Origin of the sequence: Halalkalicoccus jeotgali B3, from assembly GCF_000196895.1 — an archaeon.
Classification (GTDB): domain Archaea; phylum Halobacteriota; class Halobacteria; order Halobacteriales; family Halalkalicoccaceae; genus Halalkalicoccus; species Halalkalicoccus jeotgali.
This window is the reverse complement of sequence record NC_014298.1, coordinates 108,420-126,493: the sequence shown is the minus strand read 5'-3', so window position 1 is coordinate 126,493 and position 18,074 is coordinate 108,420. Positions and strand designations below refer to the sequence as shown.

Below are 18,074 nucleotides of genomic sequence, written 5' to 3'. Positions count from 1 at the left end.
ACGCCGCGCGCTTTTCGACGCGCCATGGTACCATATAGCTCTCCGTCCGCAGAAAGCCCTCGGTTTCCGGTAGAGCACGACGCCGGCCGATTCAGTCGGCCGCCGCAGGCGCCGTATTCCGGTCGATCACCTCCTCGAGCGCCCGCTCGGTGTAGACCTCCAAGAGCTGTGCTCGGAACTCGCCCGACGCCTGCAGATCATCCATCATCATCGTCGGACCGAGGTCGTCGGACGCACGGCTGGCCGCCGCTTCGATGGTCTCTTCGTCGAGTTCCTCGCCGACAAGGGCGTCCTCGACGGGGTCGAGTTACACCCCATGATCCATGATGCCGTTCGCACCGACCCGAACCGAAGAAACGGTATCGCCGTCCATCGTCAGGAGCGTCGCGACGCCGACCATCGCGTACCCTGATGAGGGGCTCGGTTTCTTCACGTAGCTCCCGACGGCGTCGGCCGCCGAGGGCACCTCGATCCCCGTGAGGATCTCGCTCGGACCGAGGTCGGTGGCGTACATCCCGAAGTAGAACTCCTCGGCGGGGACCCTCCGCTCGCTGTCCGGCCCGTGGACGACCAGCGAGGCGTCCGACACCAGTGCGGGACCGGGGAGATCGGAGGCCGGGTCCGCGTGCGCGAGGTTGCCCCCGAGCGTCCCTCGATTGCGCACCTGCTGGTCGCCGACCCACTCGACGGCGGCGGTCAGCGCCGGCGCGTGCTCGTGGGCCGTCTCGGCATCGAGGAGGTCGCTGTAGCGTGTCATCGCGCCGATGACGAGCGTATCGTCCTCGACGGGGATATCACGCAGTTCGTCGATCTGGCTGATGTCAATCAACACTTCCGGGCTCGAAAGGCCGGTCTTCATCGCGGGAAGGAGGCTGTGTCCACCCGCCAACAGCTCCGTTTCGGCCATCGAATGCTCTTCGAGCAGGTCGATCGCGTCCTCGATCGTTTCCGCCTCGTAGTAGTCGAACTCGTCGGGATACATCAGACGTCACCTCCGTCGTCAGTCGTCTCGTGGGCGTCGGGCCCGCCGTCCGCCGTGGTCCGTCCATCGACGGCGTTCCAGACCCGTTCGGCCGTCATCGGCATCTCGATGGCGTCGACCCCGAACGGCTCCAGCGCGTCCGCGACGGCGTTTACAACTGCTTGTGGCGCCGCGATGGTCCCGGCCTCGCCGACGCCTTTCACCCCCAGCGGGTTGTGGGGACTTTCCGTAACTGTTGCCCCCGTCTCCACCTCCGGGATATGCATCGATTTCGGGACGGCATAATCCTGCATCGATCCGGTCATCAACTGTGCGTTGTCGTCGTACTCGGCACCCTCGTAGAGCGCCTGGCCGACGCCCTGTGCGACGCCACCGTGGACCTGTCCCTCGACGATCTTCGGGTTGATCTGGTTCCCGACGTCGTCGACGGCTGCATACTCCTCGAAGTCGATCTCGCCCGAGCGCGGGTCGACTTCCACGACCGCGACGTGGGTTCCGAAGGGGAACACGAAGTTGTCCGGATCGTAGAACGACGTCGCCTCCAACCCCGGCTCCATGTCGTCGGGCATGTCGTGGGCGAGATACGACTGTTCGGCGACGGCCTTGATTCCAATTGAGCGATCGGGCGCTCCCGCCACCTGAAACTCGCCGCCCTCGAACTCAATGTCGGCGGGGTCGGCTTCCAGTTGGTGGGCCGCAATCTCCCGCGCCTTGTCGACGAGCTTCTGGGAGCTCTTGACCAGCGCGCTCCCGCCGACCGCCGCCGACCGGGAGCCGTAGGTCCCCATTCCCTGTGGGATCTCGTCGGTGTCGCCCTCGACGACCTCGACGTCTTCGTAGGGGATCCCGAGTTCGTTCGCGACGATCTGTGCGTACGTCGTCGAGTGGCCCTGTCCGTGACCGGACGTGCCACAGAACGCCGTTACCGTGCCCGAGGGGTGGAACCGGACGAGGCTCGACTCCCAGAGCCCGGCCTGGGCGCCCAGTTCGCCCGCGAGTTCCGACGGAGCGAGTCCACAGGCTTCGATGTAACACGAAAAGCCGATGCCGAGATACCGACCCTCCTCACGGGCCTCGGCCTGTCGGTCGCGGAACGACTCGTAATCGACCATCTCCAGGGCCTTATCGAGGGGTTTCTCGTAGTCGCCGCTGTCGTAGGTGACGGCGACCTGCGTCCGATAGGGAAAGGCATCGTCGGGAACGAAGTTCTGCCGGCGGAACTCGGCGGGGTCCATTCCCGTCTCCTTGGCACCGAGATAGACCAACCGCTCGATGACGAACGACGCCTCGGGCCGACCGGCCCCCCGGTAGGCGTCGACCGGCGGGACGTTCGTGAACGCACCCGTCACCGTACAGTGGATCGCCGGGATGTCGTACTGTCCTGAGAGCAACGTCCCGTAGAGATACGTCGGGACCGCAGGCGCGAACGTCGAGAGGTACGACTCAGCGTGATGTCGTGTTCCGTCATGGTGTTATGAACTGCTGGAGTCGCTGTCCGAACGGCCGAGAACCCTGTCGACGAGTCCCCGATCGCTCTCGTCCGTGTCCGGTTCGTCCGCCGGTATCTCGCCCTCATCGTCGGCGATCTGTCGGTCGTGGAGCTCGTCCTCGACCGAGGAGAAAAAGCGTTTGACGACCCGATTGGCAACGGGATTGACGACGCGCTGGCCCATCTGGGCGACCTTCCCGAACACGTCGGCTTCCGTCTCCCACTCGACGCCGACGCCGTTGTCCGTCTCCGAGAGGACCATTCCGGACGCCATCTCGAAGGAGCTGTTACTGGAAGACCCCTCGCCGACGGCCGACATCTCGGGATACTCGCGGTTTTCGATGGTGACGACCGTCTCGAAGGTCGGGTTCACCGGGCCGACACTTATCTGCATCAATGCTGCGTAGTGATTGCCCTCTTCGAAGGCCCGTTGGGCGATCACCTCCGGATCACCGGTCGGTTCGACCTCCCGGTCGGCGGTCGCTTCGCGTAACTCGTCGAAGTCGACGTCGGTGTCCTCGACCTCGACGAGGAACTGACAGCCGGGGAGCGACTGCTCGATCAACACCGGATCCGAAAGGGCGAGCCATACTTCGTCGACGGTCGTGTCCTCGAGTTCGAACGTCCCACTGAATTCCATGATATATCTTGCTGGCGTGTGCCAACCTCTACCGTGACACGATCCGGATTCGTAACTATAATCCTTTGCAATCAGGGGCTACTTCCCAGTATGGTGATTATATTCGGTTACTTATTTTTCACAGGATAACTGCCCGTCGATGGTCGCTGCCAAGATATATGTCGGTCGGGAATACTGCGAACGGCATGGATACTCGGGGATCCATCCCACGCTCAGTCGCGCTCGACCGACTGCGGGAACGACGTCCGTTCGAAGCGGACGGGCCAACAGTCCGGATGGAACTCGCGGAAGTCGCGGGTCGGACGACCGCCGAACCGGTCACTGCACCGATCGACGTCCCCCAACACGACCGGGCCACGATGGATGGGTTCGCGTTCGCTGCGAGCGACGAGTACCCGTTGAGGGTCACCGACGCGGTGTTTCCCGAGGACGAACCGCCGACCATCGACCGAGGAGACGCCGTCGCCGTAGCGACCGGCGCGGCGCTACCGGCACGCGCTGACGTCGTGCTGATGCGCGAGGAGGCGACGGTCGAGGACGGGTCCCTCTCGGGCCCCCCGCAGACTCCCGGCACGAACGTCTATCCTGCGGGCGCGACAGCGACGGCCGGCGAACGACTGTTCACGGCCGATCACCGACTCGCACCTCGCCACGCCGCCCTCCTCCGAGACGTCGGCATAGACTCCGTGCTCGTGTATCGGCCGCTTACCGTCGGGATCCTTCCGACAGGGACCGAAATCCACCACGGCCGCCAGCCCGATCGCGATTCGGAGATGCTCTGCAATCTCGTGCGTCGCTGGGGCCATCGTCCCGGTATCGAGGACGCGGTTCCGGACGCGATAGACCGCGTCCGGACGGCGATCGAGACCGCCGCCGCCGAGTACGACGTCGTCCTGACGACGGGCGGGACCAGCGTCGGCGGGGCCGACCACGTCATCACGGTCCTCGAGGAGCACGATGTCCTGTTTCGCGGTGTCGACGTTCGTCCCGGTCGGCCAGTCACCGTCGGGACGGTCGCGGAAACGCCCGTCTGTGCGCTGCCGGGCAAACCGGTGGCCGCCCACACGGCGGCGACGCTTCTCGTCCGTCCGTTCCTCACCGGTTGCGACCGTCTCCCGACGGTGACGGCCGACTGCAGGGTGCGGGTAACCGTCCCCGACGCCGACGTCGAGTTCGCGATCCCGGTCGTCCTCGAGGGGAGAGGGGCGATGCCACTGGGTCATGCCAGTTCGGAACTGGAACTGTACGACGAGCGGTTCGCTCCCGGGCGCGTCGCCTCGAGTACGCGGGTGCTGTGTGCCGACGGGATCGTCCTGACTCGCGAAGCGATCGAGGCCGGCGACCCGGTGACGGTCGTCCCGTACGAGGTGCTCGAATGACTGGCGAGGACCCTCCCTCGTACGATACCGAGGAGCTATCCGACACGCTCGAAACAGATCCCCGGGCCGATCCGGACGTCGTCGGCGTCGTCCTCGCTGGCGGGACGAGTTCCAGGTTCGGCGAGGCGAACAAACTCCTCGCCGACGTCGACGGCGAATCGCTGGTCCGCCACGCGACGCGAACGCTTCTCCGTGCCGACCTCTCTGCGGTCGTCGTCGTCGTCGGATACGAGGCCGAGAGCGTCCGTGCGGTCCTGTCCGACCTCGACGTGCGTGTCGTTACGAACCCGGACTACGAGGATGGCCTCTCGACGACGGTCACGACGGGACTCCGTGCCGTCGGGTCTGCCGACGCCGTCGTGTTCCTCCCTGGCGATATGCCAAGCGTCGACCCGACGACGGTAGAGCATCTGATCGATGCCTATCGGGCCGGTGTCGGGACGGCGATCGCTGCCGCGTACGATGGCCACCGTGGGAACCCGGTCCTGTTCGATCGGACCCATTTCGACGCTCTCCGTGCCGTCGAGGGTGACGTCGGTGGTCGGCCCGTATTCGTTGCAAGCGACGACAGCGCGCTCATCGACGTTCCTGACCCGGGTGTACTGATGGACATCGATACGCTCGAGGACCTGCAATGACAGTGCTGGTGTGGCGCTAAGGGAACTCCTCCGAGTTCTACGAGGGGTCTTCGATATCCTCCGTGAACACCTTCACGTCGCCGTCTTCGGTGAGGCCGATCGTAACCGATGCGTCGAGCCTGTTCGAGTCGGTATACGCTTCGAGCAGTCCGTACAAATGCGCGTAGAGTTCCGGACGGCAGTACGCGATCTTGATCCCGGCTTCGTCTCCCCGAGTGTAGATACGGTCGACAAGGTCATCGAAACACGTCCCGGCCGAGGCGCTAAACTGTGCGGGGGCGCGCAAGGTGCGGACAAGTTCGAGCGTTCGCCGCGCCTTCTCGATGTTTGCTTCCGCAGCGCGTTCGACGGCGCTCACGTTCGAATCGGTCGTCCCCAGTTCGGTAGCGATCTCCTGTTGAGTGTGGCCGCGCTCGCGGTGCTCTAACACCTCCAGTTGGCGATCGGTGAGGTTCGTCGTCCGAGGATCCATCGTACGACATCAAACAGTAGTGTTTGAGATAAGCTTATGGGTCAAATTCCTGAAGTTGGATCAATGGCTGGAATGGTGTCGTCGGTTCGCAGACGGACGCTACTCTCGGGGGGTGCCGTCGCGCTCTGTGGACTCGCTGGCTGTTCACGTGTCCGTAATCGTACCCAGAGTCACTCGGCGACCGTGTCGATGCTCGTCGCCGGGAGTTTGAACAACGCCCTCGAAAACGGGTTGCGCCCGGACGCCGAGACCACCATCGAAATCGAAGCATACGGGTCCGCCGAGGTCGCTCACCTCATCGCTGACGACCGGAAGGACCCCGATATCGTCTCCGTCGCGGATATCGCGCTCTTCGATTCACCCCTCCATCCGGACTGGTTCGCCGAGTTCGCGACCAATTCCATCGTCATCGCGTACAACCCGGATACGGAGGGGGGACAGCGACTCGCCGATGCCGGACCGGACACCTGGTATCGACCGGTTTTGGATAGGGAGGTCGCGATCGGGCGAACGGATCCGGATCTCGATCCGCTCGGGTATCGAGCGCTGTTCATGCTCGAACTCGCGACGGAGTACTACGGGACCGACAGGGACCTCCGGGAAGCGATCCCGCGCCGGGAGCAGATCTACCCCGAAACACAGCTCGTCAGCCAGTTCGAGACGGGGTCGATCGATGCCGCGATCGCATATCGGAACATGGCCGTCGAACGGGGCTACGACTATATCGACCTTCCCGCGGAGATCGATCTCAGCGACCCGTCTTTCACTGATACCTACACAACAGCCACCTACGAGTTGCCGAGCGGGAAGGTCGTTCGCGGCGGACTCATCAGCTACGGATCGACGATTCGCCACCGATCGTCAGCCGCCGTCGACGTATTTGACGACCATATCACGGGACAGTATGTAAGCGAGTTCGGGTTCACGATCCCGGATAATTACCCACGATTCACCGGTAATGTTCCCGACGACATCACGAACTGACGCTGCCGTCGATCGGTTCGACTGGTTGTCGGTTACGTTCCTGCTGGGTGCGGTCCTCCTGTGTTACTACCTCGTGCCGCTCCTCTCGCTGATCGTCAGTCAGCCGCCGGGTGTGGTGCTCGAGCGCCTGCGGGCGCCGGAGGTCGTCTCGGCTGCAACGACGTCGGTCACTGCGGCGGTCACGAGTACGGCCATCGCGACGGTGTTCGGACTGCCGCTCGCCTATTGGCTCGCTCGCGTCGACGGCCGCATGAAGACGGTGGTGACGGCACTCGTGATCCTCCCGCTCGTCCTGCCCCCGATCGTCAGCGGGATGGTGTTGCTCACCGTCGTCGGGCCGAACACACTCCTCGGCGAAGCGGCCGCGGACAGCGGTATTCCGTTGACCCGGTCGCTCGTCGGTGTCGTTCTGGCCCAGACGTTCGTCGCCTCGCCGTTCGTCGTCGTGACGGCGAAGACGGCCTTCGAGGGTGTCGACCGACGCCTCGAGTATGCCTCCCAGTCGCTCGGGAAGAGCCGATTGACGACGTTCCGCCGGGTGACGCTACCGCTCGCCTGGTCCGGTATCCTCGCGGGGATCACCCTCGCGTTCGCCCGTGCGATCGGCGAGTTCGGGGCGACGATCATGCTCGCGTACTATCCCCGCACGATGCCGGTCCAGATCTGGATCTCGTTTTCGACGCTCGGCCTCGAGAACGCGTTTCCCGTCGCGGCCATCCTCGTCGGGATCGCCATCGCGACGCTCGTCGTTCTGAACGCACTCGGTACGAACCCACTGGAGTGACCGATGCTCGAACTGACTGCCCTCTCCAAGACGTACGATGGCTTCGAATTCGGGCCCGTCGACCTCACGGTCGGTGAGGAGGTCCTCTCGGTGCTTGGCCCCTCCGGAAGCGGGAAGACGACGCTGTTGTCGTTGATCACTGGGACGACCGAACCGGACAGCGGATCGATCACACTCGACGGTCGACCCCTCGATCGACGGTCGCTCCAGGAACGACGGGCGGGACTCGTGTTCCAAGACGGAGCGCTGTTCCCGCATATGACGGCCCGCGAGAACATCAGCTATGCGGCAACTGACCCGGATCGAGTGACGGAACTCGCGTCGCTCCTCGAAATCACAGACATCCTCGATCGCCGGCCACCGACGCTCTCCGGAGGGGAACAACAGCGCGTCGCCCTCGCCAGAACGCTGGCGGCGGACCCGGATACCTTGCTGCTCGACGAGCCGCTGTCGAGTCTTGACGCGCCGATCCGTCGTCGATTACGCGGAGAACTGCACACGCTGTTCGAGTCCCTCACCATCCCCATCATTTACGTTACCCACGACCAACGGACAGCGACCGCGCTCGGGGACCGTATGGCCATCTTCCGCGACGGCACGATCGCTCAGCGCGGCCCACCCTCACGTGTCCTCACACGTCCCGAGACGCGATTCGTCGCCCAGTTCACTGGCACCGAGAACCTCTTCGAGGGGACGATCGTCACAGCAAGCGAGGAGGACACCACCGTCCGGATCGGTGATCGGACGGTGCGGGCGAGCGCTACCGACAGTGCTGGTTCAACGGTTACGGTGTGTATTCACCCCTCGCGTGTCTCGCTATCGCTCGAGGACTCCGAAACGAGGCCGGAGTCGGAGAACATACTCCCGGGGACGGTCGATCAGTGGTTGAACGAGGGGGCCGATTATCGAGTCGACGTCGACATCGACGGTGCTCCGATCACGATCATCGCGACGATCCAGCCGGCGGTCTTCGATCGTTTGGCGATCGATACCGGTTCTCCCATCCACGTATCGGTTCCACCGAGTGCGATCCATCTGATTTCACGGCAGTAGACCAACTCGGAGAACGGCGCGTCCCTGGACGAGTCACTGACGGTTTCGATACCGCGTGATAGCGGCCCCGATATCGAGTCGGTCCTGGATCGAGACGGCGAGTGCGAACGCCCCAACGCCGATCAGGGCGCCAACGAGGGTATCCGAGAAGTAGTGCGTTCCGAGATAGATCCGGGAGACGGCTATCGCTACCGCCAGAACGCCGACGGCACCGACGGGTAACACCGAGGAGCGACGAGCGGTCATCGCGTAGATCGTAGCAGCGGCCGTGTGTCCGGACGGTAACGACGAGGTAACTGGTTGGGCCCCGCTAACGAAACAGACCGGGTCTGGGGGAAACGACCGCTGGATCGTCCACATCATCGTTCCGACGACGACGGCGGCGAGTGCAAGCGCGAGTGTGGCCACGCGGAGTTCGTCAGTCCACCCGGCGAGATAGCAGATACCGAGAAACACGAGCGCCGCGGTGGCCGACCCAAGACCCGTGACCGACGTCATCACCTCCGTCAGGAGCGGGGATCGCACCGCCAGCATCAACTCGACGACCCGGTGGTCAAGCCACACCACGAACTCCACCAGTTCGGCAATGGCACTCTCCATGTCCCGACACTACTGGCTGTATCGGATTAGTCCCTCCGAGTGGGACCTCGGCGAACATGGTACTTGAAGCCTCGACGTCCGACTACCGAGTACGCCACGGGGGAACTACGGAACAGCACTGTCGTCCCCAGGCCCCCAGTGGCTCCGATAGTCGAAGTCGGCGGATCGGTCCTCGAAGCGATCGAGTCGGAACTGAGCCATCGGGAACGGTGGCGTCTCGCTAGTGACTAGTGACCGAACAGCACGCCCCGTGACGGGCGAAAGCATGACACCGCGGCCGTGGAGCCCGGTCACGATCACGAGCCCCTCGGGTCCCTCTGTGGGGGCGTCGATAACGGGGAGGCCGTCGGGTGAGGCACAGTCCGCAGTCGGACAACAGTCCTCGCGGCGAATCCGTCCCGCAGCCACACCGCTGAGCAGCGGTGCGACGTCCTCAACGACGCGTTCTCGGAAGGACGGCTGCACACCCATTGGCGTCCCGTCGGGATCGCTGAGGAGGTGTTCGTTCCCGCCGACGAGCACGTTCCCACGGTCGGTCAGTCGCCAGTATACCCGCAGTGTTGGTTCGGATCCCATGGGACAGACAGCAGGAAGCGGTTCGTCGGGTTCGATGACGACCGCGTTCCACCGAAGCGGGCGAGCCGGAATATCGACGTACTCGGCGAGGAGATCGCGCGTCTTCCACCCAGTCGCATAGACGACGTGGTCGGCGTCGAGACACCCGTACTCCGTCTCGACACCGGTCACTGTACCGCCTTCGACCCGGAGATCGGTCACTTCGTGATCGCGGAAAATCGCTGCTCCAGCCTGTTCTGCGGCCCACTTCAACGTCATCGCGTAGTCGAGTGCGTCGAGGGAACCGGTACCGTCGTAGACCAGACCGCCCCCGTACGCGGAGAGATCACCGAACGAGTCGGGAAAGCGCCGCTCCAGTTCGGATCGAGTGAGAAACTCCCCACCGTCGGGTGCCTGATCGGTATATAGATCGACGTTTGCCTCGGGAACGAGACGAACTGTCTCGCGCTCGGTGAACGAGAAGATGCCCTGCCCGTCGAGATCGCGAAACTGCGAGAGAGCGAACGACGCCCACTCGTCGGGAAACGGTTCGAGCGAGAGCGAGATCATCCCGGAGGCTCGAGAGGACGTATCGGCGGCCACCCCGCCTTTGTCCAGAACGATAACGTCGTGATCGGGTGCGAGTTCCCGGGCAACGGCAAGGCCCGAGACGCCGGCTCCGACCACGACGACGCGGTCGTTGACTGTCGACATAGTGCTCTCGGATCCTCGCAGAGCGAACACAAAACGCTACGGATCGCTCGGTGGAGGTACTGTGGACCGAACGGCTCACCGTCATACGAGTGGTCGGTGTCCCGCGAACGAGTCCGAGAGTCGGCGTCGATCGGGAACGGGAGGCCATTCGACAGCGAGCCGTTCCCGCTGAACGACAGTTCGATGTCCGACCCGCCATCGAAACGGGAAGCTCAGCGAGGCCGTCGGGTCGAGCAGGGAAGGGTCGTTCACGCTCCGTTCTCGGGCATCACACGCGTGTACCACCACGCCCAGAGCATGAGAACGCCTTGAAACGGGAGACGCGCCCACAACCCGACTCGAGCAACGGTGGTAGCCCAATCTGGAACCGACTCGGGGACCGTATCACTGGTGGCCATATGGACGTTTGCCGGAAACACGGCGAGTAACAGGGCGATCAATCCCCACGCCGAACGTCGGCGCGTCCGCCGAAACAGCACGCCGATGCCGAGGACGATCTCCGCAACTCCGGAGAGGTAGACGAGAAGAGTCGGCCGAGGGAATCGAGGCGGGGCGATCCGAGCGAAGGTTCTCGGGGTAACGAAATGCATCACGCCTGCGGTGATGTAGATGCCACTCATCACGTAGAGAAGTAGCCGTTCGAATCGGACTGGGGGACGATCGGTACTGGTATTCATACCTCTTGGAGGGTACTCGTTCGGGACCGATAAAGTGCCGGCGAACACGGCCCTATCGTGGACCCGGGTTCGAGTGGCATCTCCGGTCATGAACACTACGAAAACGGGACTGGGATGACGGGTCGAGAGAGACCCCTTGGAACCGAGCAACGGGACGTCGGTGACGCTCATCATCCCTGGCGATCGGTTCCGGAGTACGTTCTATCGTTCTCGCGTAGCAGTGTACCGAACGGTTACGAGCGGCAGTCCGAGCAAGGAGATACGCTGGTCCGCAAGGACAGCAGCCTCGTTTCGCGCGCTATCAGCGACAGATCCTGGGGAATCGTGCGCTGGTGAAACACGAAAGCGCTGGCTGGCCGGGAGCTTGAACGCCATCGTCCGCGTATGGAGATACAGTCCGCCGTCAGGACAGTCAGTCGTCAGTGCGATCCCGTCCCCGTAGTGTTCCATCCTGAGGACGGTCGCGAGGTTCGTGTGGGGGAGCGGCACGGCGATATTGACGAATCGTTCGTCGCCGTCAACGTAGCTGGCGTAAATAGCGACGAACACCCCCTCACCGGTATCGTCGTCCGTTCGGATCCACAATCGTGGATCGTCCCGCGGGTCGGTTTCCGCTGCCGGCTCGGCCAGCGCGAACAGGTCGCTAGAAACGCGCTTCGAATCGCCGCCGGGACCGGGAAGGTTCAGTTGTTCGATCCGACTCGTCCCCCGACTGGCGACGCGTGCCCCGAGCGAGTACGGGAAGTGCCACGTCGCAGCAACCGACATCCCGAAGGTCGCTGTCTCCTCGTAGAGGGCGCGCACGTCGGGGTGAACAGCGTTCGGGTCGAATCCGGAACGGGCGTAGTCTTCGAGCGACTCCGTTTCGCCGTCGACGCGGTCACCACGGACGTCGGTGCGTTCCGGCCACGTTGGACCGATACGACCATCGCCGTGCAGGGCCGAGAGAGGGACGTTACGGGCGCTACGGCGAGCCCGACGGAGAGCACCCCCGACAGCGAGACCGAGACTGCAGAGACCGAACGCTGCGGTGCGTGCCGAAAGTCCGAACACGAGTCCCGTACGATTCACGCCGAGTTAAGCCCAGTGTCTCCGGAACAGTATCGGAACCGATATCGATCAGTTCAGGATTTGCTGCCCCAACCGAAGGCGAGCCATCCACCATCCGGATGCAGTATCTCGCCCGTCATGAAATGGTCGCCGGCTGCGAGGAAGGTCACACAGTTTGCAACCTCGTCGACGGTTCCAAACCGACCGAGCGGGGTTCGATCAACGACGTCCTGTCTATCGAACCCGATCTGGTCCTGCGCATCGTCAACCATCTCGGTCTCGATATACCCCGGCGCGATGGCATTGACGTGGATGTCGTGGTCCGCCCATTCGATAGCCAGACACCGTGTGAGATTGTTCACACCTCCCTTCGACGTATTGTACGGTGTTCTGCCGGTTTGCCCCTGTTCGCCCATCATACTCGAGATGTTGATGATATTTCCGCCCGTTCCCTGGTCGATCATCTGATTCCCAGCCACTTGCGCCCCGTAGAACGTTCCACTCAGGTTGACGTCGATGACCGTTTGCCACTCATCCAGCGATATCTCTTCGGCGGGACCACGAATATTGATCCCGGCGTTATTCACCCAGATGTCTAGCGAGCCGAACTCCGCGACGGTTCGATCGGCAAGCGATCGAAGCGAGTCGCGGTCCGTGACGTCGGCCTCGATCGGGAGGAGGTCGGAGCTGCACTCGATCTCGTCTACAGCAGCGTCCGCTCGCGCCTGTGAGCGGGAATTGACAACGACGTTCGCGCCCTCACTCGCGAGATGTTGAGCGATACCGAACCCGATTCCGCTACTGGAACCGGTGACGACGGCCGTCTGTTCGTCAAGTGAACCGGACATGTTTCAGGAATACCGCCCGCCCTTGTGATTGTTCCGATACCAACTACCGGTTCGGAAAATGAGGCGACCACACCGAGGACCGTATTCGTTTCGGGATATCGGTTGCCTATTCCCCTACAACGGGTAGCCCGCCATGTACGGCAGGGCGGATGTCACTTCCGAGAGGACGGATCCCAGTCTCTCATCTCACCATCGGCTTCGCGGTAACGCCTCAGTAGTTCAAGAAGGGAATATCGAACGGACGAACCTCGGAGCCGATGCGGAGGCGAGTAAAAGTTCACTTGAGCTATTTCAATCAAACGTGTTCTTTTTCACCTTCAATAATTATATTCTTATAAAATTAAATAAAATTATCTTATATCTTATTGAATATAATTAACGCTATTACGCAGGATGCCGAGTAACGATCGTTGATGGTTAACAACAAACCAGGCCCCGAGGAGACCACCCGATCGGGAGAAGAGGGGACACAGAAACGATCCAAAAGGTTCGAAGTCCTCGATAATCGCCCCGTCAATAGGGACGGGCTAGTCGAAGAGTGGCCCGAAGTCGGGTTCGTCGCGATGGAATCCCCCAACGATCCGGATCCCTCGATAACGGTCGAGGACGGAACGATCGTCGAAATTGACGGTGTCGAACGCGAGGAGTTCGATTTCGTCGATCAGTTCATCGCCGATTACGCGATCGATGCGGAAGTAGCCGAAGAGGCGCTCGGAACCGATTCGGTAGAGTTCGCCCACATGCTGGCGGACATCAACGTTCCACGCGAGGAGATCAAGCGACTGGCAGCCGGGATGACGCCGGCGAAGCTCACCGAAGTCGTCAATCAGATGAATACGGTGGAGATGATGATGGCACTCCAGAAGGTTCGAACCCGGAAAAACCCGGGCAATCAGTGCCACGTCACGAGCGTGAAGGACCATCCCGCACAGTTGGTCGCTGATGCGGCCGAATCCGCGCTTCGAGGGTTCGACGAAGCCGAGACGACGGTCGGGATCACGCGTATCGCACCGTTCAACGCACTCTCGCTGTTGATCGGAACGCAGTGTGGGAGGGGCGGTGTCCTGACACAGTGTGCCGTCGAGGAAGCGACCGAACTCGAACTGGGTATGCGAGGAATGACCAGCTACGCCGAGACGGTCTCCGTGTACGGCACCGAGGACGTGTTCAAGGACGGAGACGACACCCCGTACTCGAAGGCCTTTCTCGCCTCCGGGTACGCCTCTCGAGGGGTGAAGATGCGATTTACGTCCGGGTCGGGATCCGAAGTGAACATGGGTCAAGCGGAGGGCAAGTCCATGCTGTATCTCGAAACGAAGTGTGTGTTGGTAACCAAGGGGTGTGGTGTCCAGGGGCTGCAAAACGGATCGATCAGTACGGTCGCGATCCCGGCGGCGGTTCCCTCCGGCCTCCGCTGCATTCTCGCGGAGAACCTCATCGCCGGCATGATCGATCTGGAGATGGCCTCCGGGAACGATCAGACGTTCACACATTCGGAGACGCGCCGGACGGCACACATGATTCCCCAGATGTTCCCCGGAACCGATTTCATCTTCTCGGGCTATAGTGCCGTGCCGAATTACGACGATATGTTCGCCGGATCCACCTTCGATTCGTCGGACTTTGACGACTACAACCTCATTCAGCGGGACTTCAAGGTCGACGGCGGGACCAGGGACGTCGAAGAGGAGGAAGTCATCGAACATCGTAACCGGGCAGTGAGAGCGCTTCAGGCGGTGTTCGAGGAACTGGGCTTCCCGCCCATTACCGACGAAGAGGTCGAGGCGGCGACGTACGCCGACGGGAGCGAGGACATGCCGGACAGAAATCAAGCACAGGATATCGACGCCGCACAAGAGCTGATGGAACGAGAGATCACGGGGGCCGATATCGTCAAAATACTGGTCGATCGCGGCTTCGAAGGGATCGCCAAGAACATCCTCGGCATCCTCAAATCACGCGTCTCGGGCGATTATCTCCACACCTCCGCGATCCTCGACGAGGAATTCAACGTCGTAAGCGCGGTAAACAATCCAAACGACTACGAAGGTCCCGGAACGGGATACAGGATCAGCGAGGAACGCTGGGAAGAGATCAAGAACTACCGCCATGCAGTCGACCCGAAGGATGTCTGAGAGCGTTCCCCGCGATCGGCGTCCGGTTCGACCGAACGATTACGAGCAACGACGAGACCTGCCCAGACCATGAGCCAAGCGAAACAACGAGAACGAACGATTACCTTCGAGGAGACCGGACCAGCCGACGACGGGACCACACCGGACGAGGTCGTTATCGCCCTGAGCCCGGGCTTTGGCGAGATCAGTACGGAAACGCTTTCGGGCGTCTCACACGCCGAAATACTCCGTGAGACGATGGCCGGTATCGAAGAGGAAGGTGCCTCCATACGTGTCGTTCGGGTGTACGATACCGTTGATTTGGGGCGAATGGGGCTCATCTCGTCGAACCTCAGCGGGTCCGGTATCAGTATCGCGATTCAGTCGAGAGGAACCACCCTGATTCATCAGGAGGACCTGCTCCAACTCGATAATCTCGAACTGTTCCCCCAAGGGCCGTTGCTGGTGCCCGAGACGTTTCGTGCGATCGGTCGGAACGCCGCTCGATACGCAAAAGGGGAGAGTCCAGCGCCCGTCACGGTCGAAAACGACCCGATGACACGACCGAAATTCCAAGCGATGGCGGCGATCTGGCACATCAAGGAGACCGAACGGCTCGATGAAGCCCGTGGACAAGTAGAACTAGACGTAGCGTTCAACTAATACACTACTACCAATGACCAATCCAAACGACGTCGACTACCCGCTATCGGAGAACCCGGACGCAGTCGAAACCCCGAACGGAACGGCCCTCTCGGAGATCACGCTTGAAGCGATCGTCGACGGGGATATCGATGGCGATGATATCGTCATTTCGCCGGATACCTTAGAAAAGCAAGCAGCGGTAGCCGAAGACGAGGGACGGCCCCAGCTCGCACAGAACTTCCGCCGTGCGGCCGAGTTGACGACAATTCCTGACGAGCGTCTGCTCGAGATCTACAACGCCCTTCGGCCGAGCGGTGCGGACAAACAGACCCTCCAATCGATGGCCACCGAACTCGAGGAGGAGTACGACGCCCGGATCAACGCGGAACTGGTTCGAGAGGCGATCGCGGTATACGAAAAGAGAGGGGTGGTGTAATCTCCGAGTTCTCCCCGCGGACGACCCGAGTTACGGGCCCATCACTTGATCACCCTCCCCACCGGCCGACACGATACGCGGTCGGCCCCTCGACAGAGAGAACATGAACTACATCGCAGGAATAGATATCGGCAATTCGAGCACCGAAGTCGCCCTCATACGCGATAACGACGGCTACGAGTTCGTCGCGACCAGTCTGTTTCGGACGACCGGACTGAAGGGGACTGTAAAGAACGTCCCGGGCGTCATAAACGCCCTCGAACGGGCAGCGGATGAGGCGAACATCGCCGTCGAGGACATCGACCGGATCCTCCTCAACGAAGCCGCGCCCGTCATCGGCGATGTCGCGATGGAGACCATCACCGAGACCGTGATCACCGAATCGACGATGATCGGACACGACCCGTCGACGCCGGGCGGGGACGGGCTCGGAACCGGAACCATCATCGACATAACCGCCGATCGCGGCGACGTTCCGGACGAAACGGCAGTGATCGTGGTCGTTCCCGAGACGGTCGATTTCGCGGACGCTGCAGCCACGATCAACGAATGGATCGAGGACGGTATCGACGTTCAAGGGGCGATCGTTCAGAAGGACGATGCCGTTCTGATCAACAATCGCATCGACCGAACGATCCCGATCGTCGACGAAGTGAGCAAGATCGAGGAGATTCCGCGGGGCCAACCGGCCGCAGTCGAGGTCGCAAGCGAAGGGTCCGGTCAAACGATCGATCAGTTGTCGAACCCGTACGGGCTTGCGACCCTCTTCGAACTCTCCGCGGAGGAAACCCAGAAGATCATCCCCGTCTCGCGGGCGCTGGTCGGGAACAAATCTGCAGTCGTCATCAAAACACCCGCCGGCGATGTCGAAGAGCGAACGATCCCCGCGGGTTCAGTGACGGTTATCAGCGAACAGGGCACTTCGGCTTCGATCGGTATCGATCAGGGTGCCGACGAGATCATGGCACAGGTCGAGGACCTCTGGCCAATCGACGATATCCGGGGGGAGCGCGGGTCGAACATCGGCGGAATGTTGAGTCGGGCGCGCGAACAGATGGGGGAAATCACCGGTCAGGAGTTCTCGGAGATCAACATCCGGGACATCATGGCAGTCGATACGCTCGTCCCGCAGGCCGTCGAGGGGTCGGTCGCCAGCGAACACAGCATGGAGACGGCGGTCGGACTGGCAGCGATGGTCAAAACGAGCGAACTACCCATGCAGCAGATCGCCGACGAAGTCGAAGACCGGTTGGAAACGACGGTCCACATCCAGGGTATCGAGGCAAACATGGCTATCTTGGGTTCGCTGACGACTCCCGGGACGGACGTTCCGTTCGCCATCCTCGATATGGGTGGCGGGTCGACTGATGCTGCCTATATCGATGCGGACAACGACATCACCTCGATTCACCTCGCCGGGGCAGGCGATATGGTGACGATGCTGATCGCCTCGGAACTCGGCCTCGATGACTGGGAACTCGCCGAAGGGCTCAAGAAATATCCCGTCGCAAAAGTCGAGACGCTGTTCAGCATCCGCCACGAGGACGGGACCGTCACCTTCCTCGACGAGGCGGTCGATTCGGAGACGTTCGGGCGGATCGTTCTCCTCACGGACGATGGCGACATGGAACCCGTGAGTATCGACGAATCCGTAGAGAAGGTTCGCCGGACCCGGCGTCGGGCAAAAGAGAGGGTGTTCGTCGCGAACGCCAAGCGTGCGTTACGGCAGATCTCGCCCACGAAAAGCGTCCGATACCACTCGTTTGTCGTAATGGTCGGACGATCCGCACTCGATTTCGAGATCCCGGAACTGATCTCCGATGCGCTTGCCGAATACGGGATCGTCTGTGGCCGAGGGAACATTCGCAGCACGACTGGACCACGAAACGCAGTCGCGACCGGACTGTGCTTGTCCTACGTCGGTGATCGAACGGCGCTCGACGGGACAGTGCCCGACGGACTCGCGAAATCCGTTGGCCTGACCGCGCTCGCAAGCGATTCTCACCCATGAGCT

At 62.0% G+C, this 18,074-nt stretch carries 16 protein-coding genes and 2 pseudogenes; 9 read left to right on the top strand and 9 right to left on the bottom strand.

The genetic code is table 11. The annotated features are described in order from the left end of the window. Positions 1-91: 91 nt before the first annotated feature. From HACJB3_RS15350 to HACJB3_RS15340, 3 genes and pseudogenes are all read right to left on the bottom strand, one after another. Positions 92-982, bottom strand: a pseudogene (locus HACJB3_RS15350) (FAD binding domain-containing protein). Then, positions 982-2,424 (bottom strand): annotated as a pseudogene (locus HACJB3_RS15345) (xanthine dehydrogenase family protein molybdopterin-binding subunit); the annotation flags it as partial. The pseudogenes HACJB3_RS15350 and HACJB3_RS15345, both read right to left, overlap by 1 nt. 30 nt (positions 2,425-2,454) lie before the next feature. Beyond that, entirely contained in the window at positions 2,455-3,111 is a 657-nt protein-coding gene (locus HACJB3_RS15340; protein ID WP_008413894.1) for a CoxG family protein, read from the bottom strand. A 158-nt stretch (positions 3,112-3,269) separates the two neighbouring features. Between HACJB3_RS15340 and HACJB3_RS15335 the strand changes: the two genes are divergently transcribed. Then, a complete protein-coding gene (locus HACJB3_RS15335; protein ID WP_008413896.1) occupies positions 3,270-4,490 on the top strand; it encodes a molybdopterin molybdotransferase MoeA in 1,221 nt (406 codons plus the stop codon). After that, complete coding sequence (locus HACJB3_RS15330; protein WP_008413897.1) at positions 4,487-5,128, top strand: nucleotidyltransferase family protein; 642 nt, start codon at positions 4,487-4,489, stop codon at positions 5,126-5,128. Before HACJB3_RS15335 ends, HACJB3_RS15330 begins: the two co-directional genes overlap by 4 nt. 37 nt (positions 5,129-5,165) lie before the next feature. Here the strand turns inward: HACJB3_RS15330 and HACJB3_RS15325 are convergent, their stop codons facing one another. Beyond that, positions 5,166-5,600, bottom strand: coding sequence for a Tfx family DNA-binding protein (locus HACJB3_RS15325; protein WP_008413899.1), 435 nt, complete (start codon positions 5,598-5,600; stop codon positions 5,166-5,168). Positions 5,601-5,672: 72 nt separating this feature from the next. On the opposite strand from HACJB3_RS15325, the gene HACJB3_RS15320 reads away from it, so the two are divergent. The 3 genes from HACJB3_RS15320 to HACJB3_RS15310 are packed head-to-tail and all read left to right on the top strand — an operon-like array spanning position 5,673 to position 8,421. Next, entirely contained in the window at positions 5,673-6,584 is a 912-nt protein-coding gene (locus tag HACJB3_RS15320; RefSeq protein WP_008413901.1) for an extracellular solute-binding protein, read from the top strand. Then, positions 6,559-7,368: an ABC transporter permease gene (locus tag HACJB3_RS15315; protein ID WP_008413903.1), complete on the top strand. Its 810-nt coding sequence runs from the start codon at positions 6,559-6,561 to the stop codon at positions 7,366-7,368. Before HACJB3_RS15320 ends, HACJB3_RS15315 begins: the two co-directional genes overlap by 26 nt. Positions 7,369-7,371: 3 nt before the next feature. Then, positions 7,372-8,421, top strand: a complete 1,050-nt coding sequence (locus tag HACJB3_RS15310; RefSeq protein ID WP_008413905.1) for an ABC transporter ATP-binding protein — start codon at positions 7,372-7,374, stop codon at positions 8,419-8,421. Positions 8,422-8,454: 33 nt separating this feature from the next. Here the strand turns inward: HACJB3_RS15310 and HACJB3_RS15305 are convergent, their stop codons facing one another. From HACJB3_RS15305 to HACJB3_RS15285, 5 genes are all read right to left on the bottom strand, one after another. Continuing rightward, positions 8,455-9,021: a phosphatase PAP2 family protein gene (locus HACJB3_RS15305; RefSeq protein WP_008413906.1), complete on the bottom strand. Its 567-nt coding sequence runs from the start codon at positions 9,019-9,021 to the stop codon at positions 8,455-8,457. A gap of 105 nt (positions 9,022-9,126) precedes the next feature. Further along, positions 9,127-10,290, bottom strand: a complete 1,164-nt coding sequence (locus tag HACJB3_RS15300) for an NAD(P)/FAD-dependent oxidoreductase (RefSeq protein WP_008413908.1) — start codon at positions 10,288-10,290, stop codon at positions 9,127-9,129. A 248-nt stretch (positions 10,291-10,538) separates the two neighbouring features. Then, entirely contained in the window at positions 10,539-10,910 is a 372-nt protein-coding gene (locus tag HACJB3_RS15295) for a DoxX family protein (RefSeq protein ID WP_241430818.1), read from the bottom strand. A 258-nt stretch (positions 10,911-11,168) separates the two neighbouring features. Next, positions 11,169-12,038 (bottom strand): hypothetical protein, encoded by an 870-nt coding sequence (locus HACJB3_RS15290; RefSeq protein WP_008413911.1) that lies wholly within the window; start codon positions 12,036-12,038, stop codon positions 11,169-11,171. Between the two features lie 53 nt (positions 12,039-12,091). Further along, a complete protein-coding gene (locus HACJB3_RS15285) occupies positions 12,092-12,865 on the bottom strand; it encodes an SDR family NAD(P)-dependent oxidoreductase (protein WP_008413912.1) in 774 nt (257 codons plus the stop codon). Between the two features lie 413 nt (positions 12,866-13,278). On the opposite strand from HACJB3_RS15285, the gene HACJB3_RS15280 reads away from it, so the two are divergent. The 4 genes from HACJB3_RS15280 (at position 13,279) to HACJB3_RS15265 (ending at position 18,071) form a co-directional block, all read left to right on the top strand. Then, a complete protein-coding gene (locus tag HACJB3_RS15280; RefSeq protein WP_008413914.1) occupies positions 13,279-15,000 on the top strand; it encodes a propanediol/glycerol family dehydratase large subunit in 1,722 nt (573 codons plus the stop codon). Between the two features lie 69 nt (positions 15,001-15,069). Then, complete coding sequence (locus tag HACJB3_RS15275; protein WP_008413916.1) at positions 15,070-15,642, top strand: propanediol/glycerol family dehydratase medium subunit; 573 nt, start codon at positions 15,070-15,072, stop codon at positions 15,640-15,642. Positions 15,643-15,655: 13 nt separating this feature from the next. After that, on the top strand, positions 15,656-16,060 hold the full coding sequence (locus tag HACJB3_RS15270) for a diol dehydratase small subunit (protein ID WP_008413918.1): 405 nt from the start codon (positions 15,656-15,658) through the stop codon (positions 16,058-16,060). A gap of 103 nt (positions 16,061-16,163) precedes the next feature. Next, positions 16,164-18,071: a diol dehydratase reactivase subunit alpha gene (locus tag HACJB3_RS15265; protein WP_008413920.1), complete on the top strand. Its 1,908-nt coding sequence runs from the start codon at positions 16,164-16,166 to the stop codon at positions 18,069-18,071. The last annotated feature ends 3 nt before the right edge of the window (positions 18,072-18,074 follow it).